This window comes from Nocardia spumae (genome assembly GCF_020733635.1).
GTDB lineage: Bacteria > Actinomycetota > Actinomycetes > Mycobacteriales > Mycobacteriaceae > Nocardia > Nocardia spumae.
On the sequence record NZ_JAJFZL010000001.1, the window covers coordinates 5709957 to 5733921 of the forward strand.

22 protein-coding genes and 2 pseudogenes are annotated in these 23965 nt (G+C 67.9%); 14 read left to right on the forward strand and 10 right to left on the reverse strand.

Features of this window, described 5'->3' with window-relative positions:
• Positions 1-2: 2 nt before the first annotated feature.
• From LKD76_RS25315 to LKD76_RS25325, 3 genes and pseudogenes are all read right to left on the reverse strand, one after another.
• Positions 3-800 (reverse strand): SDR family NAD(P)-dependent oxidoreductase, encoded by a 798-nt coding sequence (locus LKD76_RS25315; protein ID WP_227983921.1) that lies wholly within the window; start codon positions 798-800, stop codon positions 3-5.
• Positions 801-930: 130 nt separating this feature from the next.
• Positions 931-1173, reverse strand: a pseudogene (locus LKD76_RS25320) (cytochrome P450); the annotation flags it as partial.
• A gap of 69 nt (positions 1174-1242) precedes the next feature.
• Entirely contained in the window at positions 1243-2229 is a 987-nt protein-coding gene (locus LKD76_RS25325) for a DUF2804 domain-containing protein (RefSeq protein WP_227983922.1), read from the reverse strand.
• Between the two features lie 179 nt (positions 2230-2408).
• Between LKD76_RS25325 and LKD76_RS25330 the strand changes: the two genes are divergently transcribed.
• The 3 genes and pseudogenes from LKD76_RS25330 to LKD76_RS25340 all read left to right on the forward strand — a co-directional run.
• The gene (locus tag LKD76_RS25330) at positions 2409-3062 is read left to right on the forward strand and encodes a TetR/AcrR family transcriptional regulator (RefSeq protein ID WP_308188578.1); all 654 of its coding nucleotides are present in this window, start codon (positions 2409-2411) and stop codon (positions 3060-3062) included.
• Between the two features lie 61 nt (positions 3063-3123).
• On the forward strand, positions 3124-3981 hold the full coding sequence (locus tag LKD76_RS25335; RefSeq protein ID WP_227983923.1) for a 3-hydroxyacyl-CoA dehydrogenase: 858 nt from the start codon (positions 3124-3126) through the stop codon (positions 3979-3981).
• 125 nt (positions 3982-4106) lie between these two features.
• Positions 4107-4691, forward strand: a pseudogene (locus LKD76_RS25340) (oleate hydratase); the annotation flags it as partial.
• 88 nt (positions 4692-4779) lie between these two features.
• On the opposite strand, the gene LKD76_RS25345 reads toward LKD76_RS25340, so the two are convergent.
• The 3 genes from LKD76_RS25345 to LKD76_RS25355 are packed head-to-tail and all read right to left on the reverse strand — an operon-like array spanning position 4780 to position 6994.
• Complete coding sequence (locus tag LKD76_RS25345) at positions 4780-5268, reverse strand: nuclear transport factor 2 family protein (RefSeq protein WP_372466009.1); 489 nt, start codon at positions 5266-5268, stop codon at positions 4780-4782.
• A gap of 44 nt (positions 5269-5312) precedes the next feature.
• On the reverse strand, positions 5313-6161 hold the full coding sequence (locus LKD76_RS25350) for a TIGR03619 family F420-dependent LLM class oxidoreductase (RefSeq protein ID WP_227985394.1): 849 nt from the start codon (positions 6159-6161) through the stop codon (positions 5313-5315).
• Between the two features lie 8 nt (positions 6162-6169).
• Positions 6170-6994, reverse strand: coding sequence for an SDR family NAD(P)-dependent oxidoreductase (locus tag LKD76_RS25355; protein WP_227983925.1), 825 nt, complete (start codon positions 6992-6994; stop codon positions 6170-6172).
• A 420-nt stretch (positions 6995-7414) separates the two neighbouring features.
• Here LKD76_RS25355 and LKD76_RS25360 point away from each other — a divergent pair, with 420 nt between their 5' ends.
• From LKD76_RS25360 to LKD76_RS25395, 8 genes are all read left to right on the forward strand, one after another.
• Positions 7415-8830, forward strand: a complete 1416-nt coding sequence (locus LKD76_RS25360; protein WP_227983926.1) for a sensor histidine kinase — start codon at positions 7415-7417, stop codon at positions 8828-8830.
• Positions 8827-9234 carry a roadblock/LC7 domain-containing protein gene (locus LKD76_RS25365; RefSeq protein ID WP_227983927.1) on the forward strand — a complete coding sequence of 136 codons (408 nt, stop codon included), beginning with the start codon at positions 8827-8829 and terminating at the stop codon, positions 9232-9234. The genes LKD76_RS25360 and LKD76_RS25365 overlap by 4 nt, the downstream gene beginning before the upstream one ends.
• Positions 9235-9258: 24 nt before the next feature.
• Positions 9259-9624, forward strand: coding sequence for a DUF742 domain-containing protein (locus LKD76_RS25370; protein ID WP_227983928.1), 366 nt, complete (start codon positions 9259-9261; stop codon positions 9622-9624).
• Between the two features lie 52 nt (positions 9625-9676).
• Complete coding sequence (locus tag LKD76_RS25375; protein ID WP_255662057.1) at positions 9677-10258, forward strand: GTP-binding protein; 582 nt, start codon at positions 9677-9679, stop codon at positions 10256-10258.
• Positions 10255-11523, forward strand: a complete 1269-nt coding sequence (locus tag LKD76_RS25380) for a cytochrome P450 (protein WP_227983930.1) — start codon at positions 10255-10257, stop codon at positions 11521-11523. Before LKD76_RS25375 ends, LKD76_RS25380 begins: the two co-directional genes overlap by 4 nt.
• Positions 11520-12752, forward strand: coding sequence for a cytochrome P450 family protein (locus LKD76_RS25385; protein ID WP_227983931.1), 1233 nt, complete (start codon positions 11520-11522; stop codon positions 12750-12752). The genes LKD76_RS25380 and LKD76_RS25385 overlap by 4 nt, the downstream gene beginning before the upstream one ends.
• A 110-nt stretch (positions 12753-12862) precedes the next feature.
• Complete coding sequence (locus LKD76_RS25390; protein WP_227983932.1) at positions 12863-14926, forward strand: CocE/NonD family hydrolase; 2064 nt, start codon at positions 12863-12865, stop codon at positions 14924-14926.
• Between the two features lie 139 nt (positions 14927-15065).
• Positions 15066-15614: a TerD family protein gene (locus LKD76_RS25395; RefSeq protein ID WP_227983933.1), complete on the forward strand. Its 549-nt coding sequence runs from the start codon at positions 15066-15068 to the stop codon at positions 15612-15614.
• 6 nt (positions 15615-15620) lie between these two features.
• Here LKD76_RS25395 and LKD76_RS25400 read toward each other — a convergent pair whose 3' ends face one another.
• Entirely contained in the window at positions 15621-17165 is a 1545-nt protein-coding gene (locus tag LKD76_RS25400) for a long-chain-fatty-acid--CoA ligase (RefSeq protein WP_227983934.1), read from the reverse strand.
• Positions 17166-17276: 111 nt separating this feature from the next.
• Here LKD76_RS25400 and LKD76_RS25405 point away from each other — a divergent pair, with 111 nt between their 5' ends.
• A complete protein-coding gene (locus LKD76_RS25405) occupies positions 17277-18500 on the forward strand; it encodes an RsbRD N-terminal domain-containing protein (protein WP_227983935.1) in 1224 nt (407 codons plus the stop codon).
• Between the two features lie 203 nt (positions 18501-18703).
• The gene (locus LKD76_RS25410) at positions 18704-19039 is read left to right on the forward strand and encodes a hypothetical protein (protein WP_227983936.1); all 336 of its coding nucleotides are present in this window, start codon (positions 18704-18706) and stop codon (positions 19037-19039) included.
• 18 nt (positions 19040-19057) lie between these two features.
• Here the strand turns inward: LKD76_RS25410 and LKD76_RS25415 are convergent, their stop codons facing one another.
• Genes LKD76_RS25415 through LKD76_RS25425 form a run of 3 tightly spaced genes read right to left on the reverse strand, consistent with a single transcriptional unit; the run spans position 19058 to position 23044 of the window.
• Positions 19058-19879 (reverse strand): YceI family protein, encoded by an 822-nt coding sequence (locus tag LKD76_RS25415; RefSeq protein ID WP_227983937.1) that lies wholly within the window; start codon positions 19877-19879, stop codon positions 19058-19060.
• A complete protein-coding gene (locus LKD76_RS25420; RefSeq protein WP_227983938.1) occupies positions 19876-22539 on the reverse strand; it encodes an MFS transporter in 2664 nt (887 codons plus the stop codon). The genes LKD76_RS25415 and LKD76_RS25420 overlap by 4 nt, the downstream gene beginning before the upstream one ends.
• Positions 22540-22549: 10 nt before the next feature.
• The gene (locus LKD76_RS25425; RefSeq protein ID WP_227983939.1) at positions 22550-23044 is read right to left on the reverse strand and encodes a MarR family winged helix-turn-helix transcriptional regulator; all 495 of its coding nucleotides are present in this window, start codon (positions 23042-23044) and stop codon (positions 22550-22552) included.
• A 395-nt stretch (positions 23045-23439) separates the two neighbouring features.
• Here LKD76_RS25425 and LKD76_RS32225 point away from each other — a divergent pair, with 395 nt between their 5' ends.
• A complete protein-coding gene (locus tag LKD76_RS32225) occupies positions 23440-23958 on the forward strand; it encodes an aggregation-promoting factor C-terminal-like domain-containing protein (RefSeq protein WP_227983940.1) in 519 nt (172 codons plus the stop codon).
• Positions 23959-23965 lie beyond the last annotated feature (7 nt).

The following is a 23965-nucleotide window of genomic DNA, read 5'->3' on the forward strand; positions in this document are numbered from 1 at the left end:
CGCTACCTGCCCGCGTAGATCTCGCGCATCGTCGATCCCATGACGGCGACCGCCCGCTTGCGCGGCAGCAGACGCGACAGCAGCAGGCCGCTGAACCTGTTGGCGCGCCCGGGAATCACCGACGGCCGCTTGCCGAGGGCGGCCAAACCCGCGGCGACCACCGGGCCCACCGGCATCACCTTCGGCGAACTGCGAATCTGCCGCGGCGCATCCGCACGGTATCCGGGCGTGTCGGTCGGACCGGGGATGACCGCGACGACGTCGACCCCGCGCGGACGCCATTCGTCCCACAGGGTTTCGGCGAGGTTCAGGGTGAGGGCCTTGGTCCCGGCGTAGGAGCCGTACATGGGAGTGCCGAGCAGACCCGACATCGAGCTCAGCAACACCACGCCGCCGCGGCCGCGCTCGATCATCGGCGGGACGAAGCGGTGCAGGACCGTCATCATGGCGGTGACGTTGATGTCGACGACCTTGCGATGCCGTTCCAGTGGAGTATCGAGCCACAGACCGCAGACCGACAATCCGGCGTTGTACACGATCATCCCGAGTTCGACCTCGTCGACCAGGAGCGCGACCGATTCCAGAACGTCGGCGGAGGTGATGTCGCCGGTGATCGCCTGGGTGCGCACGCCGTACCGCTGCGCCACATCCGTTGCGAGCGTGTCGAGTTCGTCCTGTTCGAGCGCCACCATGATCAGATTCAGGCCACGTTCGGCGAGCTGCCGGCAGAACTCGGCTCCCAGCCCGACCGCGGCGCCCACCACCAGCGCCCACGGTCCGTACCGCTGCGGATAGCTCATCTGTACTCCTCGACTCCGATCAGAAACGAATGCGATCCCGATCATCGCATCCGAGATCCGGTGTCACCCGTGCGGAAAGGACTTCGAGGAGTCGCGGCCGAGCCGGTGTCCGGCCCGCGCGACAGTCGGATCAGGCGATGCGAGCGGGCAGATGCTCCCAGCCGCGCACGGTCGAGGTCGGTGACAGCCGCGCGGCGGACATGCCCACCTCCCACTCCGGGAACCGCTTCAAGATCTCCTCGAGCGCGATCCTGCCCTCGAGCCGGGCCGGCGCCGACCCGAGGCAGAAATGCGTGCCGACGCTGAACGACAGATGCGGTTGTGGTGCGCGCGTGATATCGAAAACGTCACCATCCGGAGCGAATTGGCGATGACCCTACATCCCGAGAACAAGAACGCAATAGCAAATCAACGCGGGTAGCGTTTCAGATCCGAGCGCGGATCACCAGCGGTTGCGCGCCTCCTCCGCCCAGCCGGTGAGCCCGTCCAGGTCGACCCAGCGGCCGTCGTCGGCACAGGCCCGGCCGGTGAAATGACCGAAGCACTGATGGGTGTCGTTGGCCAGCACGCCGAGCGCCGTCCGGGACTCGCGCACGTGGAAGGGCGTGAATTCGACCTCCACCCGCGGACCGGTGATCCGCCACGGCCGCATCCAGTCCGCGCGGTCGTAGTCCCAGCCGAGATCGTCACCGATCTTGTGCAACCGGCCATCCACGAACAGCGCGTTCTCGGTCGATCCGGTGCCGTCGGTCCATTTGCCGCCCAGCTGGATCGCCACCCCGGGGCCACATCCGGCCGCCCAGTTCCAGGCCACCGAATAGGGCCACTTACCGCGGCCGTGGTCGAGAACGGCGAAACCCGAGTCGATCACGTGCGCGACCCCGTCGACAGTGAGGGTGCCGGTCACCGGCCGCCCGAGATCCTTCACCGTGTACTGGAACCGGGTCGGACTCCAGGGCACGACGACGCCCAGCGATTCGTGGCCGACCGGCAGCACGGCCCGCAGATCGATATCGATACGAGGCGTGGTGGCGTGAATACTGGTGCCGCCCAGCTCGTTCCGCAATTCGATGACCACGTCGCCGGCCTGCCCCGAGGCGGTATCGACACCGCTGCGATCGGGCAGCCGGACCCCCCGTGCCAGCGGTGTGACGACATCGGTGGCGACTTCGGTGCCGTCGCGCCGATCGAGCAGGTAGATCCCCTGCAGCCCAGCGTAATCCAGCGATGTCAGCACGATGCCGATGATGTAGTCCGCGGTGACGATCCCCCAGTACTCCCACCGCTTGCACCGGCCCCAGCCCCGCAGATTCGCGCGGTGCAGCGGCCGCCTGGTCCAGCCGACCGCGTCGGGATTCAGCCGTCCCCGGGGCGTGCACAGATCGACCCGCTCGGCGATCTCCCGCTCCGCGGTCGTGACCTCGCCCATCCGATCCTCCTTCGTCGCCTCGCGCCGCAACCGCGCATCACGTTCCGGGCACGTCGCGTGCTGAGCGGCTGACGCGGACAGCGATCCCGGTCATGCTGGACGCGGTTGCACTCGCGTTTACCATGAGTATGCTCATTAATGAGTCTACTCATTTTTTGATGCCGAGGGGAGGTGTCCGGTTGACAACTCCATCCGATGTTCAGCAGGTGAACCGTCGTCTTCGCAATATGCGGGATAAGCAGGTTCGCATCTTCGACGCGGCTTCCCGGCTGTTTGCCGAAAGCGGATTTCATGCCGTGACCACCCAGCAGATCTCGGATCGGGCCGATATCGCCGCGGGCACCCTGTTCCGCTATGCCTCATCCAAGGGCCAGCTGTTGCTGATGGTCTACAACGAGGACTTCCGCGCGGCCCTGGAGTCGGGCGAGCGGCAGGCACGCACAGTCGCGGACCCGGTTGCCGCGATCGCGGCACTGGTGCGTCCGATCCTGTCGGCCGCCGACCGGAATATCGAGAACACCATCGCCTACCAGCGGGAATTACTGTTCGGACCGCCCGAGGAGACCTACCGCGAACAGGGCCTGGCCTTGGTGGCACGACTCGAGGCGATACTGGCCGACATCCTGATCGCCGCCGCCCATCCGGTCACACCGGCACTGCGGGAGGCCGCGCGCGTCACCGGTCGCAGCATTTTCGCGGTACTGCACATGGCACTGGTGCGTCCGTCCATCGGAGTCGATCCCGACCACGATCCGATCACCGATCTGCACGCCCAGATCGTGCAGCTCGTCGCCGGCTTCCGGGCCACTCCGGACGTGCTCGACACCACGTGATTTGCTGCCCTACAACATATTTCACCCCAGCGCGGAGAACACTCCGCAGAACGGAGCCGATATGACCACCATTCGCAAGGTAACCGTCCTCGGGACCGGAGTTCTCGGTTCACAGATCGCCTTCCAGACCGCGTTCCACGGATTCGACGTCACCTCCTACGACATCAACGACGAGGCGCTGACCGCCGCGCGTGAGCGCTTCGACAAGCTGGCGGCCACCTATCGCGAGCAGGTCGAGGGCGCGGGCGACGGCAAGGCCGATGCCACCGCGGCCGGTATCGCACTCACCGACGATCTGGCCGCGGCCGCGCGGGAGGCCGATCTGATCATCGAGGCGGTGCCGGAGGTGCTGTCCATCAAACAGGACACCTACCGCAAGCTCGCCGCGGCGGCGCCCGAGCACACCATCTTCGCCACCAACTCCTCCACCCTGCTGCCCAGTGACATCAAGGATTCGACCGGACGTCCGGACCGCTTCCTGGCGCTGCATTTCGCGAATCAGGTGTGGCATTTCAACACCGCCGAGGTGATGGGTACCGCCGACACCGATCCGAAGGTGTACGACGCGGTCGTCGAATTCGCCCGCGCCATCGGCATGGTCCCGATCGAATTGCACAAGGAGAAGGCGGGTTACGTGCTGAACTCGCTGCTGGTGCCGTTCCTCAACTCGGCGATGGCACTCGCGGCCGGCGGCTACGCCGAACCGAAGGCGGTCGACGAGACCTGGCGCATCGGCACCGGCGCACCCGCCGGCCCCTTCCAGATCCTCGATATCGTCGGCCTCACCACGCCCTACAACATCCTGGTCAACAGCGGTGAGGACGGGCGGAAACTGGCCGCCTGGCTGAAGTCGGAATACATCGACAAGGGCAAACTCGGTATCGCCAGCGGTGAGGGATTCTACCGCTACCAGGCATAAAGCGTTATCGCACAGCACATTCCGAAGGTGCACCGGGTACTCGCACGACCGTCGAAGAGGAGCCATATGTAGGTCCGTTCGCACTGAACGACTAGGCGCAGAAGGACATCGCCGAGATCTTCCTCGCGCTGGTACTGCCGCTGTACCGGTGGCCGCTCGACCGAGGAGTGACCGTGCGGTTCGACACCGAGGTCACCGAGATCGATTTCGACATCACCCCGGAACGCAAGCGGGCCACCCGGATCCACTGGGTGTCCGGCGGCGCCGAGGGCAGCGCCGACCTGGGCCCCGACGATCTGGTGTTCACCACGATCGGCTCCCTGGTGCAGAACTCCGACGAGGGTGATCACCACACCGCGGCGAAACTGAACGAGGGACCGGCCCCGGCGCGGGAGCTGTGGCGCCGCATCGCCGCGAAGGATCCCGCGTTCGGGCGGCCCGATGTATTCGGGGCCCACATCCCGGAGACGAAATGGGAGTCGGCCACGGAAGCTGCCTACCGGCTGCTCGGTATCGAGCGTGGTGTGCCCGAGGTGTTCAACTCCACCTACGACATCCGCAGTCTGCTCAATGCCGTCAGCCATATGCGAGACGGCGGCGCGCTGAACATCCCGGGCCCGGATATCGTGCGCCGCAAGCTCATCGGCAGACTGGAGAGTTCCGAGGTCGGTCAGCTCCTCGCCGAGTACGGACTCATCGCCGACGAGTAGCGCGGCGGCCGCCGGCGCCGGGATCCGGTGGGATCCCGCCCCGGCGCGCTCACCGCTCGGCTGCGGGCGGTGAGCGGCCGCCCGCGACTCAGTCGCGCGCGTCCTGTGCGAAGGTGGCCAGCAGCTCCCGCGCGTGCGAACCGCCGTCCAGCAGGCGGCCGGTACGTCGCGCTATCCGCCAGCCTTCGGATTCGCGGCGCAGTTCCAGGCGGTGCACGCTCGCGCGCAGTACCCGATAGCCGTCCTGCTCGTGGTGGACGAGCAGCGATTCGAACACCGCCAGCGCCCCGTCACCGTCGATGTCGATACGAGCGGGCCCTTGGAAGTGCGCCGATCCGGTCGTGATCAACGCCTGGTGCGAGGGTGAGTTCACCATCGCCCGCACCTCGTCGCGGCCGCGCATCTGCCAGCCCTCGACCTCGTATTCACCGTCGGCGCACCACAATTCGGCGGTGGCGTCGGCGGCGCCGGCGTCGACCAGCGGGCCGTACGAGGCGATCAGCCGCAGGATCGCGAGTTCGTCCTCGACTCGGCGCAGGCGGCTCAGTATCCCCACGATATCGTCCTCGGCTGTCACATCACCCTCCTGATCGGTATCGGCATCCGGCCGGTCCACCACACTCACCGCGCCGACAGCTCCCACAGCGCGACGAGCTGTTCGCAGTAGTGCGCGGCCGAGTCCGCGACGACCGTACATCCGGCGAGGGTGGCGCCCACGTCGGCCAGTGTCGCGAGCCGGCGCAGCACACGGTCCGGTTCGCCGATCGGGTCCAGTGGCCCGCTGGGCAGCACCACCTCGAACTCGGGCGGCGAGTCGACCTGCGACAGCATCTTTTTCAGTTCCGCCGCAGGTAGGCCGAACGGCATCCAGCCGTCGCCCGCGCGGACCGCGCGGCGCAGTGAACGCATGGTGCGACCGCCCACCCAGATCGGCACGTGCCGCTGCACGCCGAACGGCTCGACCACCATGCCCGAGAACGTGTAATGCGTTCCGGTGTAAGCGGGTTCGCGCACACCGAAGGCCGCTCGCAGGGCCGCGACCGCGTCGTCGGACCGCTCCCCCCGCCCCTCCCACGGCGCATCCAGCAGATCGAACTCCTCGGCCAGGGAGCCGACGCCGACGCCGAGCACCACACGCCCGCCGCTGATCCGGTCCAGAGTTCCGTAGCGCTTGGCGATCTCGAGCGGATGGTGGTACGGCAGCACCAGCACCGAGGTGGCGAGCCGGATCCGGGTGGTGCGGGCGGCCAGATACGACAGCGTCGCCACCGGATCCCAGTAGGTCGCCCCGCGCACGGCCGCCGCCGCGGCCGGTACCGCGGTGTGTTCACTGCAGGTCAGATGATCGAACCCCAGCCGGTCCGCCGTTTCGGCGATGAGCGCGAGATCCTCGATCCCGGCCGCCGCCTCCCACGGCGCGCACTGCCCGGGGAACTGCACCACGATCGGCGAGGACAGAGCCAGGCGCAGCGGGCCGGTCACGGACGGTCTCCGGGCAGGCCCAGCAACTTCCGCATCCGGCGATGCCCGCCCAGTACGATCGCGGCGCGATCGGGACCACTGCTGCGCGCCGCCGTCTCCGCGTTGCCGCCGGCGACGAACACCGGCCCGTCGGCGAGGTGCGCCAGGCCCTCCCGGGCCACGTCGGCCGGTTCGGCCACCCGCATACCCGGAATATCGAAGTTCAGCCCGGCTCGCGCCATGGCCGGAGTCCGGGTCACCCCGAGGACCAGATGCAGGACGTCGACCTGATGGTCGCGTAGTTCCAGCCACAGACTCTCGGCGAAGATGCGCAGGTACGCCTTGGAGCCGCCGTAGACGGTGTGCCGGGCCGAACCGCTGTATCCGGTGAGCGAGCCCACCAGGACGATGCCGCCGCGGCGCCGCTCCCGCATACCGCGCCCGAAGTGATGGACCAATGCCAGCGGAGTGGTCACGTTCAGTGCGTTCATGGCGGCGAACGCGTCGAGGTCGCCGTCGAGGAATTCGGCGCTGTGGGTATTGGCTCCGGCGTTGAAGATCAGCAGCCCGACCTCGATATCGGCGGTGGCGGCGGCGACCTTCTCGGCCGCATCGGAGGCGGTCAGATCCACTGCCAGGGTGCGCACCCGCGCGCCGCGCGCGCGAATCCGCTCGGCGGTCTCGGCCAGCGGTCCCTCGCGGCGTGCCAGGAGCACGATATCGATGCCCGCCGCGGCGAGCCGATCGGCGAATTCGGCGCCGACTCCTTCCGAGCCACCGGCGATGACAGCCCACGGCCCGTAGCGATGCGGATCGATGTTCTCGTTCGGTTCTGCGGCCATACCCGGACGGTAACTGATACACGTTCCTGTTCGGCGCGCACTCCCGCTCACCGGTCACTCGACCATAAGACAAAGGCGCCGCTCAGGGTGAAATGAACACTGTTCACTGAATTCGATGAAATACGCTGCCCCCTCATCGTTTTCGGTTTGTGATCGAACGAGAGTTGACCGGCCCGCGCGGCCGGGATCAGCCCGAATACCTTGTCCACCAGCGATTTCGGAGCAGTCCGAGGTATTGCCGCCGCGGTGTACGAATTCGAAATAGCGAATGCAATCTTGCATTATGAAGCACTCGGATCGGACGGCGGCTTTCGAGTAGCGAGACCTCCGGGACGGCGTTATGCTCGTGCCCGAATTTTCGAAATCGTCTGGCGGTCCGCATATTCGAGCCAGCCGTGCGCCGCGAAGGTTGGGGGAACTGTGCCGTCTCCGCACAGGTGGACGTGGGTACTTCCGGTCGCGCTCTGCGCGACGGTGGGCGCCGCGGCCTGCTACACCGTGCTGCGGTTCTGCTCCGGCACCGAGCGGATCGTCGTCTGCGTCACCGCCGCGGTCGCCGCACTGGCACTCGCCGCGGCGACCGGCCTTGCCACCCACCTGCGTGACCAGGTAATTCGCTACCGCGAGGCGCACGAACGCGCCGAGCGGGCCGCGGCGAACTACGTCGTCGAGAGCGAGGCCCGCTTCGCCGCCGCCCACGATGCCGCGACCGCGGCGAACCGGGAAGCGAGCGGCAGCGAGAACCGCCGGGTGGCGGCGATGGCGGCGTTCGCCGGGGCGGCGGGGCGCATGCAGGCGATGACCACTTCCATGCTGGCCGAACTGCGCGAGATGGAACACCGGCACGGCGATCCGGCGGTACTGGCCGATCTCCTGGCCCTCGATCACCGCACCGCCCAGGCCGGCCGGCTGGCCGACAGTGTCGCGGTGCTCAGCGGTGCGCGGTCCGGCCGCCGGTGGGCCAAACCCATTGCGATGGAATCGATTCTGCGTGGGGCGATGGGCCGGGTCGCCGGATACCGGCGGGTGCGGCTGCGCGCGATCGCCGAGATCGCGATCGCCGGCCACGCCGCCGAAGGTGTGATGCACACACTGGCCGAGTTGATCGACAACGCGTGCAACTTCTCCCCGCCGACCACCGAGGTACACGTCTACGCCGCCGAGGTACCGGCCGGAGTGGTCGTCACCATCGAGGACAGCGGCCTGGTGATGAGCGATTCCGCCCTGCGCCGCGCCGAACAGGCGGTATCGGGCGCCCCGGCCGGCGCGGGCGCGGATCTGTCCTCACTGACCGGCACCCGGCTCGGACTCGCGGTGGTCGGGAATCTGGCTCGCAAACATACGCTGACCGTGTCGTACCGGCCGTCCGCGATCGGCGGAACCGCTGTGGTGGTGGTGATTCCGCGCGACCTCACCACGCGCCTGGATCGTGCGCCGGGCTCGACCGCGCCGATTCGACTGCCACCCGCCGCGCCACTCGCGGCACCGCCGGCGGCACGCCCGTTCGGCCCCCCGGTGGGCGGCATCGCCGAGCGGCGCGAGGTCGCCGAAGCGCCCGTAGAACACGGTGGCGCACCGATCGCACCGGCAGCCGGGCAGATCGCCGAGGCGCTGCCCAAGCGCCGGCGCGGCAGCACCTTCGCCGCCGTTCACCCCGATGGGCTGCCCGGCGCGACCACCGAGAACTCCGCGTACCCACCGGCGCGCCCCGCGGCACTGGGCGCCTTCCAGCGGGCCTTCTCGGCGCCGGACACCGACGCGCCGCCGACCGCCTCCCCTTCGACCGCCTCCCCTTCGACCGCCTCCCCTTCGACCGCCCTGGAGCACGATCGATGACCACTTCCATACCGGCGCAGCTGGATTGGCTGCTCGAGCAATTGCTGTCACGTACCCCGCGCACCCGCCACGCCCTGCTGCTGTCCAGCGACGGCCTCAAGATCTGTCACACCCCGGAGCTATCGGTGGACAAGGCCGATCAGCTGGCCGCGATCGCGGCCGGCATCCAGAGCCTCTCGCACGGCGCCTCCGTCGAATTCGGCGACGGCCGCACCGGCGTCCGGCAATCGATGACGGAGTTCTACGGCGGCATCCTGTTCATCGTCGAGGCCGGTATGGGCGCCCACATCGCCGTGGTCGCCGCCGCCGAAGCCGATGCCGGCCTGGTCGGCCACAATATGAGCGAACTGGTCGAACAACTGGGCGAACATCTGTCCGCCACGCCGCGCGGTCCGCGGCCGTGAGGCGGCGGCCGTGAGGCGGCGGCCGTGACCAGGCCGGGTCGAGACGACACACCGGACCGGCTCTACACCCTCACGGGCGGCCGCAGCCATCCGCATACCGATGCCTTCGATCTGGTGACTCTGGTTGTGGCCGAATCGGATCCGGCGCCGGGCATGCAATCCGAGCAGGCCGCGATCCTCGACATCTGCCGGGCTCCGACCGCGGTGGTGGAGATCGCCGCCGAGCTGCGACTACCGGTCGGCATCACGATGGTGCTGCTCGCCGACCTGCTCGACGCGGGCAAGATCACCGTGCGCCACCCCTACGCCGCGCCCACCTCGTCGCCGTGGAACTCGTTGCCCGACACCGCAATATTGGAGAAGGTTCTCGTTGGACTCCGCAACCTCTGAGCACCGCCGCCGCAGCGACGCCGGCGATCGTCCCGCACGGGCACAGGCGCCCCTGGCCGCGACCGCCCGGCTCGGCCTCAAGGTGGTGATCGTCGGCGGATTCGGTGTCGGCAAGACCACCATGGTTCGCGCGGTGAGCGAGATCCGACCGCTCGACACCGAGGCGACCATGACCTCCTTGGGCCTGGGGATCGACGATCCGTCCGGCGTTCCGGCCAAATCGACCACGACCGTGGCCTTCGATTTCGGCCGCATCACCATCGACGCCGAACATGTGCTGTACCTGTTCGGCGCGCCCGGTCAGGAGAGGTTCTGGTTCCTGTGGGATCGACTGTTCACCGGGGCGCTCGGCGCCATCGTGCTCGTCGATCCGACTCGGATCACCGATTCCTGGTATGCGATCGACCGGCTCGAGCATCAGCAGACACCGTTCGTGGTGACGTGCAACATCTTCGGGCCCACCCGCCACGACGACGACCGGCTGCGGGCGGCGCTGGATCTGGATGCCGATGTGCCCCTGATCGAATGTGACGCCCGCTCACGAGATTCGGGCAAACGCGTTCTCATCGCCCTGGTCGAACATCTGCGGGCCGCCGGTCCGCGGGCCGCACCCACGCGGGAGTCCACTCGATGACCACCCCGCCCGCGCACCCTGGCTGTCCCGTCGCGCCCGCCGATCCGGTTCCGTTGAGCGGCCCTCGCTTCCACACCGATCCACAACGGCTGTACCGGGAGATGCGCCGTACCCACGGCCCGGTCGTCGCCGTCGAGCTGATTGGCGGGATCCCGGCCTGGCTGGTGATCGGATATCGCGAGGTCCATCAGGTCACCAGCGATCCCGAACTGTTCCCGCGCGATGTGGCGCGCTGGAATCAATGGCCGCACATCCCCGAGGACTGGCCACTGCTACCGATGGTCGGCAGCCCGATGCCGTCGATCTACTTCACCGCCGGCGCCGAGCACCTACGCCATCTGGCGATGGTGGAGCCGGCGCTGGACCAGGTCGACCCATTCGGATTGCGCCGTGCCTGTGAGGCTTTGGCGGATCGCCTGATCGACGGATTCTGCGGGCGCGGCCACACCGACCTCATCGCCGAATTCGCCGAACCCCTCCCCGTGCTGGCACTCGGCTGGGTGATCGGGTTCCCCGACGAGCAGAGCGCGGATCTGGCCTGGACGATGAAGACCCTCGCCGACGGCGGCGCCGACGCGCAGCCCGCCTACGGCCGATTCGCCGAGCACATGCGGCGGCTGGTCGCGATGAAGAAGACCTGTCCCGGTGACGATCTGACCTCTCGGATGCTCCGCTCGGGCGAGCGGTTCAGCGATGAGGAGTACGCCCTGGACCTGATGGCCGTGACCGCCGCGGGCCAGCTGCCGACCAGTGACTGGATCGGAAATTCGGTGCGGCTGATGCTGACCGACGACCGCTTCGCCGCGGCTCTCGGCGGTGGCCGGCACAGCGTCGGACAGGCGATGAACGAGGTGCTGTGGGAGGACACCCCCACTCAGATCCTGGCCGGACGCTGGGCAGCGCGGGACACCCGGCTGGCGGACAAGACCATTCGCCGCGGCGACATGCTGCTGCTCGGCCTGGCCGGTGCCAATGCCGATCCGCATGTGCGCCAGGACCTTTCCGACTCGCTGGCGCCCGCGCACAGTGGCAACAGCGCGCATTTCGCGTTCAGCTACGGCGAATACCGCTGCCCGTTTCCGGCTCAGCAGATCGCGGAGATCATCGCGCGCACCGGCATCGAGGTGCTGTTGGATCGGCTGCCCGATCTCGATCTCGCCGTCGCCGCCACCGAACTGACCCGGCGGCCGTCGCCGTTCCTGCGCGGGATGACAGCACTGCCGGTCACCTTCACACCCGTTCGTACCGTGGGAGGTACCTCGTGAATCCGACTTGCCCGCATACCGCACCGCTGGTGATCGACCCCCTGGTCGGTGATCTCGGCGGGGAGACCACCCGGCTGCGCGACGGTGAGGATCTGACCCGCATCGAGTTGCTGGGCGTCCCGGCCTGGACCGTCACCGGACACACCCTGGCCCGGCAGTTGCTCATCGACCCCCGACTGGTGAAGGACATCAATTCCTGGTCGCTGTGGCGCGACGGCGTGGTGACGCGGCAGTGGCCGCTGATCGGCATGATCGACGTCGGCGTGTCGATGTTCACCGTGGACGGTCCCGAACACCGCCGCCTGCGGATCAAGACCACGCAGGCGCTGACCGCCCGCCGGCTGACCCAAGTGCGTCCGTTCATCGAAGCCACCACCGCTGCCCTGCTCGACGATCTGGCCACCGCGTCCGGCCGTGCCGACACCGTGGACCTGAAATCGGTCTTCGCCTACCCACTGCCGATGCGCGTCATCAGCGAACTGATGGGTGTCGATCACGCCGACCATCCGATGCTGCTCGACTGGTACAAGAAGTTCTTCTCCCTGCTCACCCCGCAGGACGAGCGCCTGGCCGTCATCGAGGCGCTGGGCGAGTACTTCACCGAGATGGTGCGCCGCAAGTCCGCGGCGCCCGCCGACGATCTGACCAGTGCGCTGATCCTCGCCACCGACGGTGGTGCGCGGCTGAGCGAAGCCGAGGTGGTCGGCAATCTCCAAGCCCTGGTCGCCGCCGGACACGAGACCACGGTCTCGCTGATCCTCACCACCGTGCGGGCCCTGCTCACCCATCCCGAACAGTTCGAGCTGGTCCGCTCCGGTCAGCTCGGCTGGGAGCACGCGATCGAGGAGGCGCTGCGCTGGGACGGCCCGGTCACCCACCTGCTGATGCGTTTCGCGACCGAGGACATCACCGTCGGCGACACCGTGATCGAGCGGGGTGAGGGTGTGGTGATGTCGTATCGGGCCATCGGCCGCGACACCACCGTGCACGGGACCGACGCCGATACCTTCGACATCACCCGTCCGACGGCCAAGCGGCACATCAGCTTCGGTCACGGTCCGCACATCTGCCCGGGCGCCGCACTGGCCCGGCTCGAGGCCGCCGTCGCGCTGCCCGCGCTGTTCGAGCGCTTTCCGGAGTTGTCGCTCGGGGTGCCGGGCGATCGGATCCGCAATCTCCCCGTGCTGACCCAGAACGATCTGGCGGAGTTCCCGGTCCGGCTCGAGTAGTCGAAGTCTGGCGCGCGACACCGGCCTCGGCTACCGGCTTTACCGGTAGCCGATTGCTATCGTCGGTGATCGGCCAGTTGTGCGCGAGAAGTCGACTGTGAAGGGGCGTAATGTTCGGGCAGCTGCGATCGCGTAAATCCGTGGTGCCCGTCCGAACCCTGATCGCTGTTGCGGCAGTCGGACTTTCCGCGACCGCCACCGCGCTGTTCGGCGGACTCCCGCATTCCGGCACCCCGAGTCTGGCCGGTCAGGAAGATCAGTGGACCGCGGTCCACGACGGGCCCCAGCGGTATCCCGATGTCCATCTCGACGCTGATGTCCCGATCCGGATGAGCGACGGCATCGTGCTCGAGGCCAATATCTATCGGCCGGTCGACGACTCCGGCGCGGTGGTCACCGAGCCACTGCCGACGATCGTCAATCTCACGCCCTACACCAAACTCATGACCGATCTGGTGGGGCAGGCGGTCGAGCATCCCGCCCTGCAGCCGCTGGTCATGTCGATGGTCGAGCAGATCAACCTGTCCGGCACCCCGATCAGCAGCTTCGGCGATCTGCTCCACGCACTCGACGGCGGCACCGTGCCGACCGTCCTCGGCCTGGACCGCAATCTGATCCGCAGCGGCTACACCCTGGTGGTCGCCGACGTCCGAGGCACCGGGCAGTCACAGGGCCGGTGGGAGACCCTCAGCGCCCGCGAACAGCTCGACACCCGGGAGCTGATCGATTGGGCCGCGGGACAATCCTTTTCGAACGGCAAGGTAGCGATGAGCGGCGGCTCCTACGCCGCCATCAACCAGTTGCGCGCCGCCGAGGACGCGCCCGCCGCCCTGCGCGCCATCTTCCCGGTGGTGCCCGGCAGCGATCTGATGCGCGATGTGGTCGCCCCCGGCGGCGGGGTCGGCACCACCTTCCTGCCGATGTGGCTGAATACCGTCAACCAGCTCAAGTTCGTGCCGGACCTGAAGGCGATGTTCACCGGCACCTTCGACTGGAAGTGGCTCAGTGCGCGCGTGGCCGATCCGGCGACCAATGTCGATCTGCTGGCCGCGGCGCTGTTCACCCCGTCACTGGACCAGATGCCACCGGCGCTGTCCGACGCGCTCGACGAGCACAGCCCGTTCCGCCAGGCGATCATGGGTCATCCGGAGCGAGTCACCGTGCCCACCTTCGTCTACGGGGGCTGGCACGACATCTTCGCCGACGGGGCAACCAAGATCTACCAGGCCATCCCCCTGTCACCGGGCCGCAAACAGCTGGTGGTGGGCGATACCTATCACGCCAACCCGGGTGCGGGGACCGGAGTACCCGGAGCGCCGCCGCGCCTCGAGGTGCTACAGCGGGCCTGGTTCGACAAGTGGCTCAAGGACATCGACAACGGGATCGATCACTACGGCCCGATCGTGCTGAAGGAACAGGGCGGCGGCTGGGTGACGATCCCGGAGTACCCGCAGCCGGGTGCGGTCCACCGTCGCGTCTATCTGACCGCGACGCCCAGCGGCACCGCGGTCGCCAGCGTGGACGACGGTTCACTGAGCGCCCAGCCGCCCGCCGGAGTCGATGCCCTGACCGTGGCGCCGGGACTGGCGACCCTGTGCTCGCGCGACGCCGCCCAGGGATCGGCTGGATCCGGGGCGGTGCTCGACGCCTGCGCCAAGGACTCCCGCATCGCCGAACACGACGCCCTGACCTTCACCAGCGCGCCGGTCACCGCCCCGACCGCGATCTCCGGGCCGATCGGCATCCACCTCAACGTCCTGCACGACGCGACCGACGGTTTCTGGAACGCGACCGTCAACGACGTCGCGCCCGACGGCACCTCCACGACCCTGACCACCGGGCAGCTGACCGTGTCGATGCGCGCGGTCGACGATGCCCGCAGCGCCCGATCCGCCAACGGCGACTACACGATTCCGTTCCACCCCCTCACCGCGGCCTCGCGCGAACCCGTGACCCCGGGTCGACCGGCGGCGATCGACATCGCGGTGATCCCGACCCAGGCGCGACTGCAGATCGGTCATCGGCTGCGGATCGATCTGTTCGCCGCCGACGCGCCCAAGTCGATGCCGTTCCGGCCGATGCTCAACGATTCGGAACTGAAACCGCAACATCTGCAACTGGATCCGAACGCCCCGAGTTTCGTCAATCTCCCGACCGATCGCCCGATCGGCTGAAATATGCCGTTCGGCAGCGTCTTTCGCGAACCACACGCACTTCCCGCCGATAACACCCGCCGCTGCGGTCCCGATACACCCGGGAGACATCGCGACGCCGCCTGTCCGGCGGGGCCGCATCGGCGGGAGGTGGAGGCGCATGGCCGACGAACAGGGACGAGCACCGGCCGGCGAGCCGCTGGAATTCGCCCGGGTGGGGCTGAGCTGGGATCCCGCGCACGGACGGCACTGGTACGGCCCCCGCCGGTCGGCCGTCGACCTCAACGCGTCCGCGGTCCTGCTCAGCGGCGCGACCGCGGCGGAGGTCGTCTACCACCAGCAGCTCATCTCCACCGACGGCGCGGTGCGACTGCTCGGCGACAGCGTCAACGGCGAGGACGACGGTGACGACGAGATCATCACCCTCGACCTGACCCGGGTGCGGGCCGAGATCACCGCGATCGCCGTGATCGTCACCTGCTACAGCGGACAGACTTTCGCCGATATCGACAACGGGCGCTGCCGGATCCTCGATGCGGCGGGTACCGAACTCTCCGGTCGCGATCTGCCCGCGAGCGGCGACACCGGGATGATCGTCGGCCTGTTCACCCGCACCGCGGATGGCTGGCACTTCCGCGAGAAGGTTGTCGGGATCGAGGCCGCGCATCCGGTCGAGGCACTACCCCATCTGACACCGCTGCTGCGCTGATCGAGGTCAGTGCACCTGTCGCTCGGACTCACCCCAATACTGTTTGCGCAGTTCGCGTTTGAGAATCTTGCCGGCGCCGGAGACCGGCAGGCTCGCGACCAGTTCGATGGTGCGCGGCGCCTTGTAACCGGCGATCAGTTCCTTGGCGTGCTCGCGGATCTCGCCGACCGTCACCGTCGCCCCCGGATGACAGACGATCACCGCGTGCACGCGCTCGCCCCACTCCTCGTCCGGCACACCGATCACCGCGCAGGCCGCGACCGCGGGATGGGCGGAGACGGCGTTCTCCACCTCGGCGGAATACACGTTCTCCCCACCGCTGACGATCATGTCCTTCATACGGTCGACGATGTAGACGTAGCCCTCGTCGTCCATATAGCCGCCGTCACCGGTGTGCATCCAGCCACCCCGCAGCGCCGCGGCGGTCTCCTCCGGCTTGTTCCAGTAGCCGAGCATCACATGGCCGCCGCGCACCAGGATTTCACCCACCGTGCCGCGCGCCACCTCGTTGTCGTCGGCGTCGGCGATCCGCACCTCGGCATGCGGCGCCGCCCGGCCCGCCGACCGCAACCGGCCGGCTAGATGATCCTCGGGACCGAGCAGCGTCGCCACCGGTGACAATTCGGTCATGCCGTAGGCCTGCGCGAAGCGCGCCTGTGGGAACGCCCGGATGGCACGTTCCAGGACCGCCTGCGCGATCGGCGAGGCGCCGTAGACGACGCCACGCACGCTGGACAGGTCGAACTCCGCCACCCGGGGGTGGTCGACCACCATCTGGATCATCACGGGCACCAGCAGAGTGTCGGTAACACCGTGCGCGGCAACGGCTTCCATCACCGCCACGGGTTCGAAGGCCGGAACCATCACCTGCGCGCCCCCCATCATGATCTGGGTGACGCAACCGGCCAGATCCGCCAGATGGAACATCGGCGCGGCGTGCAGATAGCGCGCACCCGGCTGGGCGAGATAGCCGGTGGACTGACTGCCCAGGGCGGAGATCTGCAGGTTGGCGTGGCTGAGCACGACCCCCTTGGGATGGCCGGTGGTGCCGCCGGTGTAGAAGATGCCGGCCGGGGCGTCACCGCCGCGGCGTACGTCATCGACCGGTTCCGCACCGGCGATCAGATCCTCGTAGGACAGCAGGCCGTCGGGCGCCGGGCCGTCGCCGCAATGGATCACGGTGCGCAGGACCGGCGCCGCCGCCCGCAGCGCGGGCACCATCGGGGCGAAGGCATCGTCGACCAAGAGCACCGCGGTATCGGAGTCGACGAGCGAATACGCGATCTCGGCCGGGCTCCAGCGGATGTTGACCGGATTCACCGCACCCCCGGCCCACGGCACCGCCAGCAGATATTCCAGATAGCGATCGCTGTTGAGCGCCAGGATCGCGACCCGGTCGCCCGCGGCGACGCCCAGTTCCCGCAGCGCCGACCCGAGCCGCGCCACCCGATCGGCCCCCTCGGCGAAGGTCCGGACCCGATCGCCGCAGATCGTCATGATCCCGTTCGGGTTCTGTTGTACGGCCCGATGCAAACCCTGGGTGAGATACATGCGATCGAGTGTCGTACGCCACATGGGTGGGCGACCATGGAATAGGCGCCGAAGTCTCGGATCGCGGTTTTGTTGGTTTCTCCAAACGGCCGTCGTATCCTCGGCACTGTCATGAGCGAGCCGTCCACCGCAGAACCGCCGTACCGGGATGCGGCGGTTGGGGCCGCGGAGCCGGCGGTGTCATCGGCCCCGCGGCGGCGATTGCTGATGCGCATGCACGCCGAGCGGGACGAGCTGGCGGCGCGGATCGTGACACGGGCCCGGGCCGAGATCTCGGATTACAGCACCATCGCCGCCGCCGAACTGCTGCCCACGACGGTCGCGATCCTGGACCGATTGCTGGCCGCGCTGGCGGGCAGCTCCGCCGGCACCGGGGCCCCGTCGGCCGAGTTGAGCGACTACGGGCGGATCCGGGCCACCCAGGCGGTATCCATGGAGGCGCTGCTGCGCGCCTGGCGGCTGGCCGAACGGCAGCTGCTGGAAACACTGACCGCGGTGGCGGCCGACCACGGCGCCGACGACGCGGTGCTACTGGAGATCACCCGCGATCTGCTCGCATTGGTCGACGACGCGGCGACCTCGTTCTCCGACGCCCATCACGAGATGGAGCGCGCCCGATCCGACCGCGACCGCTCCCAGCGCGCCGATTTCACCCGCGCCGTGCTGACCGGGACCGTCTCGGCCACCGAACTGGCGCTCGGAATCCAGCGCTTCGGACTGCGCGGTGCCGGCGAATACCGGGCCTTCCGTGCCCGGGCGGACTCCGCACCACCCGCCGAGTTCGATCGGCTGCTCCGGCCACAGGGCGCCGATTACGCATTCCGGACCGTCATCGACGGCGACTACGCCGGATTCACCGACCGCACGATCCGGATTCCGGGGGCGGCGCTGCTGGCCTTCGGACCGCCACGTCCGCTCGACGACGCCGCCCATTCCTTCCGGCTGGCTGGGCGCGCGCTCGCCACCGCCGCCGCACTCGGATACACCGGCACCTGCGAGTTCGACGGACTCGGCCTGCTGCCCGGTGTCGCGGCCGATCCGGAACTCGGCGCCGAACTCGTGCGTCGCTATCTGGCCCCGCTGGGTACCGGGGCCTCTGCGGCGGTGCTGATCGATACGCTCACCGACTATCTGGACACCGGTATGCGGATCGAGGCCACCGCACAACGGCTGATCGTGCATCCCAATACCGTCCGGTATCGCATCGGGCGGTTCGAGGAGTTGACCGGGTGCGATCTGCGTCAGGCGCATACCGGAGCGCAGATCTGGTGGGCCATCCAATACGACCGTCTGGTACGTCGCACCACAACGACTGGCGCGCCTGCGAATCAGTGAAGTTTCGGCCGAAATGCCGTGCGGTTGCTCCGAGTTGGCCTACGCTCGATGTGCCTCGGTTGCCCGAGGCTTGCAGAGCGGGTTGCCATGCCCACAGCGTCCCGCTGTCGCAACATCAGGTCAGATGGGGGCTGCGTCCCCGACAGCCCCCATCGCCCCTGAACACGAACCTATTGTGAAACACCGATAGATCGAGGGACAGTATGCGCGGATATTCGGCCCCGTCGCCCGCCGAACGATTGCTGGCCGAGATCTACGAGGCCGGATACACCTCCGTCGAAGACTTCATCGATCGACTCCGGATTCCGCAGCGCACCGCCCCGGCTCGCACCGGACGGCACGCCGCAGCGGTGGTCGATCCGTTCATGGACACCACCGAACTACACCTCGGCCTCTTCGACACACCGAATTCCCTTGCCGGCGTGAGCCGTTGGTATTCGGAGCCGGACCCGTTCGACGGGGTGGACCCCACCGCCGACACCATGGAGTTCCCCGCGGTCCAGCGGATCTGGGTCATCCCGGAGCGGCACGCGAGCTGATCGCGGCGCCCGGCCCCGTCACATCTGGGGCAGCGAATCTCCCTGCACCAGTTCGATATCCAGATCGATCTTCACCGTGGTGCCGACCGCCGCCACACCGGCGCGCACCATCGCGTTGTAGTCGATCGCGAAATCGTTGCGATGCAACTGGGTTTCGGCATGGAAGGCCGCGCGGACCCCGCCCCACGGGTCGGGTCCGGAGCCGCCGTAGGTCAGATCCAGTTCCACGTGGCGGCGCTGGCCGTGCAACTCCAGCTCACCCGGCATCACCCAGGTGTCGGCGCCGGTGCGCCGCAGCCCGGATCCGGTGAAACCGATCAGCGGATAGCGTTCGACGTCGAGGAAGTCGGGCGAGCGCAGATGGTCGTCGCGCATCCCGATCCCGGTATCGATGCTGGCGGCCTTGATCTCCGCGAAACCCGTTGTCTGCTCGAAGTTCCGGGACACCTCCAGGCGGCCGCTCACCTCCGAGAACCGCGCCTTGATACTGGCGATGCCGAGGTGGCGGGCGGTGGCCACGATCGTCGAATGCACCGGATCGATGGTCCACGGGCCGGGTGCGGGCGTGCCGACGGAATTCGCCTCCGGCTGCAACGCCACCGCACCCAACTGCCCGGTGCCGGCGGCGGATATCCGCGCGATCTGGGCCACCGGCTGATAGCCCGGCGCGGTCACCACGGCGGTGTGCATACCCGCGGGCAGCGACTCGGTGGTCGCCACTCCGCTCTCGTCCGCCACCGCTCGGGCGAGCTGACGACCGTTCAGATCGGTCACGGTCAGCAGCGCGCCCGGCACCGGCCAGCCATCGGGATTGCGTACCTGCGCGGTCAGACCGCTCATGACAGCTCCGTGTTCTGATCGACACCACTGGGTTCGGCACCATTGTGCCGGACCCCGTTCCGTTCACCGTTGGTCGCGACGCCGTTCGCGCCGTGCCCACCGGCCTGTTCGTCGGGCTCGTAGCCCAGTCGCACATCGTGTTCGAGCTCGCCGTCGCCGACGGTGATCCCACTCGTCACCGGCGGGTATCCGCGTGCGACCACGGTGTACTCTCCCTCGGCGAGATCGGTCAGTACATACCGGCCCTGCTCGTCGGTGCGGGCGGTACCGACGGGGGTTCCGGATCGGTCCAGCACCGTCACCTGCGCGTCGGGCACAGCGCCCCCATCGGCGAGGACGGTTCCGGTCAGCATCGCCAGCGGGCTCAGCTCGATGTCGTGGTGGAGCAGGCCGCTGTCGGGCACGACCAGCGCGGTCGCACTCGGCCGCATGTGCTGAGCCACCGCCACCAGCGTATAGGTCCCGGAGACCACCCCGTGGCAGAGATAGCTGCCGCTGTCGGTGGTCACCGCGGCGCCGACCACCTCACCGCGCAGATCGGTCAGGGTGACCGTGGCGCCGGCGATCGGCTGGCCCTGTCCGGCGGTCCGCACCGTGCCCGACAGCTCACCCGAACCCTGCAGGGTCAGATCGACCCGCTGGGTACGGCCGTCGGCGGTGACGTTGACCGCGGCCGGCTGGTGGCCGTTGGCCGAGACGATCAGCACGTAGCTACCGGTGCCCGGCGGATCGATCGAGTAGCGACCGCCACCGTCGCCGGTGGCCCGCGAAACCTGGTGTCCGCGTTGGTCGATCAGCGTCAGCGCGGCGCCGGCGACCGGGCGTCCGTCGGCCCGCTGCACCTGGCCGCCGATCGCATTGCCGCTGCCGTGGGAATTGACGACCGGGGTGTTGGTCATTGCCGAAACCTCCGAGATTCGATGTGGTTCATGACCGTTGGCCGCGGCATGCCGACCGGCTGCGGCCGCGGCGAGCACCGGTTCGGGTTCGGAGATCGCCTGCGCGGCGCCCTCCCACACCTGCTCCTCGGCCCATTCGGCCTCGGCGGCCTCGATCGGATCCTTCGGGGCCGGGGCGGGAGCCGTGGGGTCCTGGAGCGGAATCTCCTTCATGAACGCCATGATGACGCAGGCCAGCAAGGCCACACCCGCGGCGGCGTAGAAGACACCGTGCATCGAGTTGGTGAATCCGATCAGGATCGGATCCTTGATCTGCTGCGGCAGCGCGCCGATTCCGGCGGTGTTGGCCTGCAACTGATTCAGCTTGCTCGCGTCGAGTCCGGGCGGCAGATGGCCACCGAAGGCATCGGTGATCTTGTGCGGCAGCAGATTGAACAGAATCGTCAAGAAGACCGCGACCCCCAGCGTGCCGCCGACCTGCCGGAAGAAGGTCGCCGACGCCGTCGACACACCCATATCCGACCGCGGACCCGCGTTCTGCGCCGCGATGATCAACGTCTGCATACAGCAGCCCAGGCCCAGCCCGACCAGCGAGCCGATCGCGAGCACCTGCCACATGGCACTGTCGAAATGCAGCTGCGCGTAGAGTAGCGCGCCCACCGTCACCAGGAACGTGCCGATCACCGGCAGAATCTTGTAGCGCCCGGTCCGCTTGACGACCTGGCCGGAGATCATCGAGCCGATCATGATGCCCAGCACCAGCGGCAGCATCAACAGACCGGCCTCGGTCGGCGAATATCCGCGCACCACCTGCAGATACAGCGGCACCATGCTGATCGCGCCGAACATCGCGATACCCACGATGAAGCCGCCGATCATCACCACCGAGAAGGTGGAGTTCTTGAACAGCCGCAACGGGATCAGCGCGGAGTCCTTCATCAGGTATTCCACACCGATGAACAGCAACAGGCCGAGTCCGCCGATGATGTAGCAGATCACCGAATCGCCGGAACCCCAGCCCCAGCTGCGGCCCTGTTCGGCCACGATCAGCAACGGCACCACACAGATCGCCAACGCGACCGCACCCCACCAGTCGACATTCAATCGCTGCCGCTGATGCGGGACATTGAGCACCTTCGCGACCACGGCGAGCGCGATCACCCCGATCGGCACGTTCACCAGGAACACCCAGCGCCAGCCGTCGATACCCCACAGCGTGTCGTAATCGGAGAACAGGCCGCCGAGCACCGGGCCGAGCACGGTCGAGGTGCCGAACACCATCATGAAATAGCCCTGATAGCGGGCGCGTTCACGCGGCGGGACGATATCGCCGACGATGGTCATGGCCAGCGACATCAGGCCACCGGCACCCAGCCCCTGGAACGCCCGGAACCCCGCCAACTCATACATCGACGTCGCGAACGTACACGCCGCCGACCCCACCACGAAAATACCGATCGCCAACAAATAAAACGGCTTACGACCATAAATATCGGCCAACTTGCCGTACAACGGCGTCGAAATCGTCGCCGTAATCAAATACGCCGTCGTCGCCCACGCCTGCTGATCGAAACCATGCAAACTATTAGCGATCCGAACAATCGCCACACTCACAATATTCTGATCCAGCGCCGCCAAGAACATCCCCAGCAACAAACCGGACAGAATGGTCAAAATCTGCCGGTGCGAGAGGGTGGGTCTCGCACCCGCCGCCGCAAGGTCCGGCTGCGCCGCCGGAGCCTCAGTGGTCGAAGTCGTCATGTACCTGGCCCTAATTCGAATCGGCTGTAGCAGTGGATTTTTCGATGCCGCTGACGAGCAGCTCGAGCAGATCGGTGAATTGCGCCCGTTCCTGATCGGGCCAATCCGCCATCACCTCGGCCAGCCAGCGATTGCGGTTTCGACGGTTCTCCTCGAACACCCGCACCCCTTCGGCGGTGGGCACCAGCACGCAGGCCCGCCCGTCCACGGGGTCGGCCCGGCGTTCCACCAGACCGTGTGCCACCAGCGACCTCGTCTGCCTGCTGATGGTCGAAGTTTCCGCGTGCAGGGTGTCCGCCAGCTTTCCCGTGCGCTGCGGACCGTCGTGAACGAGGCAGAACAGCACCGCGTAGGCCAGCCGCTCCAGGCCGTCCGGACCGTACTTGGCTATCTGCGATTTGGTTCTGCCGATCGCCCGCATCAACCGGACCAGTTGTGCGCCGAGTCGATCGGCCACGTCCTGTTCGGTCACGCCGGCGCCGGGATCACGGGCACCAACGACCATGATCGAGTTTCCTTCTCCCCGCGACATTTGATTAGCATCTACAACTAGTTGCTGAGGCCAACTATACATACGTTGCGATACCCACCGCACATACCCCGCCCTCGCGCCGAGAACATCGGACCGGACACACCGGCCGCAATCCGGACATCCCGGGATTACCGGTGGTTTGCTCGATCTGTCGCGTAACCGACTCTGCGAGATCAGCCAGTCGACGCGGAAGGACCGAGTTGACGATGTCCGCACCATCCGAACCCGTTCTAATTCCGACCCAAACGACAAATCAGACCGCGAACCCAGCGGACCCGGCACCGCGTTTTTCCGCCGCCTGGGTACCGCCGATCGTCTCGGCAACCTCGCCGCCACTTTCCGGCCCGGTCGCCACCACACCCCAAATTGTGACCGAGACGACATCAAAGGCCGCGGGCCGTCGCGTGGCCGCGCTCGCCGCGATCTGCGCGCTGTGGCTGGCCGTCGCAACCCTGGCGCTGGCCACCACGGCCGGCGCCGACCCGGCCGACGCCGCCGACTGCGGCCCCGCCTGCGTGGACACCTCCACGGGATCGGCATCCGGTTCGGCCTCGGGCTCGGCGGGATCCTCCGGTTCCGCGGCCGCGGGACTACTGCTGGGCCTGCCGATGAGGACCGTGGCGCTCACGATCGTGCCCGCCCCGCAGTTCCCCTCGTTCGACCAGGTGATCACCCACGAGAGCAGCTGGAATCCGTTCGCCATCAATCCGGAATCGGGCGCCTACGGCCTCGGACAGGCGCTGCCGCCGGAGAAGATGGCCTCCCACGGCGCGGACTGGATGTTCAACCCGGTGACCCAGATCCGCTGGACCTACGACTACATGGTCGAGCGGTACGGCAGTCCCGACGGGGCATGGGCGTTCTGGCAATCCCACCACTGGTACTAGGCTGTCG

What these genes read in the sequence shown, in the direction of transcription:
- LKD76_RS25315 (WP_227983921.1), bottom strand. Translation starts at nt 800, where the DNA reads ATGAGCTATCCGCAGCGGTACGGACCGTGGGCGCTGGTGGTGGGCGCC.
- LKD76_RS25325 (WP_227983922.1), bottom strand. Translation starts at nt 2,229, where the DNA reads ATGGGCGAGGTCACGACCGCGGAGCGGGAGATCGCCGAGCGGGTCGAT.
- LKD76_RS25335 (WP_227983923.1), top strand. Translation starts at nt 3,124, where the DNA reads ATGACCACCATTCGCAAGGTAACCGTCCTCGGGACCGGAGTTCTCGGT.
- LKD76_RS25355 (WP_227983925.1), bottom strand. Translation starts at nt 6,994, where the DNA reads ATGGCCGCAGAACCGAACGAGAACATCGATCCGCATCGCTACGGGCCG.
- LKD76_RS25365 (WP_227983927.1), top strand. Translation starts at nt 8,827, where the DNA reads ATGACCACTTCCATACCGGCGCAGCTGGATTGGCTGCTCGAGCAATTG.
- LKD76_RS25380 (WP_227983930.1), top strand. Translation starts at nt 10,255, where the DNA reads ATGACCACCCCGCCCGCGCACCCTGGCTGTCCCGTCGCGCCCGCCGAT.
- LKD76_RS25390 (WP_227983932.1), top strand. Translation starts at nt 12,863, where the DNA reads ATGTTCGGGCAGCTGCGATCGCGTAAATCCGTGGTGCCCGTCCGAACC.
- LKD76_RS25395 (WP_227983933.1), top strand. Translation starts at nt 15,066, where the DNA reads ATGGCCGACGAACAGGGACGAGCACCGGCCGGCGAGCCGCTGGAATTC.
- LKD76_RS25400 (WP_227983934.1), bottom strand. Translation starts at nt 17,165, where the DNA reads ATGTATCTCACCCAGGGTTTGCATCGGGCCGTACAACAGAACCCGAAC.
- LKD76_RS25405 (WP_227983935.1), top strand. Translation starts at nt 17,277, where the DNA reads ATGAGCGAGCCGTCCACCGCAGAACCGCCGTACCGGGATGCGGCGGTT.
- LKD76_RS25410 (WP_227983936.1), top strand. Translation starts at nt 18,704, where the DNA reads ATGCGCGGATATTCGGCCCCGTCGCCCGCCGAACGATTGCTGGCCGAG.
- LKD76_RS25415 (WP_227983937.1), bottom strand. Translation starts at nt 19,879, where the DNA reads ATGAGCGGTCTGACCGCGCAGGTACGCAATCCCGATGGCTGGCCGGTG.
- LKD76_RS25420 (WP_227983938.1), bottom strand. Translation starts at nt 22,539, where the DNA reads ATGACGACTTCGACCACTGAGGCTCCGGCGGCGCAGCCGGACCTTGCG.
- LKD76_RS25425 (WP_227983939.1), bottom strand. Translation starts at nt 23,044, where the DNA reads ATGGTCGTTGGTGCCCGTGATCCCGGCGCCGGCGTGACCGAACAGGAC.